This is a genomic window from Neisseria sp. P0021.S006, assembly GCF_051956895.1.
The window spans coordinates 1-830 of sequence record NZ_JBQCWZ010000588.1 but is presented as its reverse complement, the minus strand read 5'-3'; the positions used below and the strand labels follow the sequence as shown (position 1 = coordinate 830).

2 protein-coding genes are annotated in these 830 nt (G+C 48.9%); both read right to left on the bottom strand.

Annotated elements, in window-relative coordinates:
• Window positions 1–333 (bottom strand): ABC transporter six-transmembrane domain-containing protein (locus tag ACTHUM_RS15870; protein ID WP_440403403.1); only part of this gene is annotated, 333 nt, incomplete at its 3' end.
• Window positions 334–344: 11 nt separating this feature from the next.
• Entirely contained in the window at window positions 345–770 is a 426-nt protein-coding gene (locus tag ACTHUM_RS15865) for a MarR family winged helix-turn-helix transcriptional regulator (RefSeq protein ID WP_107791813.1), read from the bottom strand.
• Window positions 771–830 lie beyond the last annotated feature (60 nt).

The window sequence follows — 830 nt, the reverse complement described above, 5'->3', positions numbered from 1 at the left end:
CTCACGCGATAGGGCGACGCGTGCGGTAATGGCGGAATGCGGTACTTCTCGTTTGCGCTGTTCCAAAACGACCGGGACGGCGATTTCGGTATAAATTTGGGTAAACGTACGCGTATCGGCTGCTCGGCGGGCAGCTCCGATTATCCACATTAATAAAATCACCACACCATACAACATTGCCTGCCAGACGTTGCCTTCCATAACGGCATTAATCGCCCAGCCGCCAAACACGGGATAAACCAGCAAGAGCAGATTATCCAAGCCGACGAGAGAGAAGGTTGTGATGAGTTTGCGGCGGTGTGTTTGACCGATGTGTTTCAACATTTTCCACATGGCTGCCCTCCTTATTTAGTATTGAGGGTTTGCGCCATTAATTCGGCCAATGCGTCCAAATCGGCAAACAGTCGGGCTGCACGTTTTTCACCGAAGGCGGTAAAAATTCGTTTGCTGAATTCCTGCATGTTTTGCACCAATGGTGCGGCGGATTCCTTGCCTTGCTCGGTCAGCGACAATAAGCGTTCGCGTTTGTCTTGTTCGCTTTCTTGAAATGTCAGCAAGCCTTGTTCCGCCAGCGTTTTGCATGTGCCGGAAACGGTTTGCTTGGGCAGACTCCATTCTTCGCCTATGTATTTTTGAGTACGGCTGCCTTCGGTGGCCAAGGTGTAGAGAACGGCGAAGGTATTGTAGTTGGTGTTTTGCTGTTTAATCCATTGGTCGAATGCGCTGTCTATATGACTGATGCGCATACCGAGTTGGTCGAGCTGATTCATAAATTGGTCTCTATATTGACTAATTGGATGCAGATTATAGTCATATTTAGGACTAATTGC

Excerpts from the sequence above, each read along its gene's own strand:
- ACTHUM_RS15865 (WP_107791813.1), bottom strand. The coding sequence starts at position 770 with ATGAATCAGCTCGACCAACTCGGTATGCGCATCAGTCATATAGACAGC.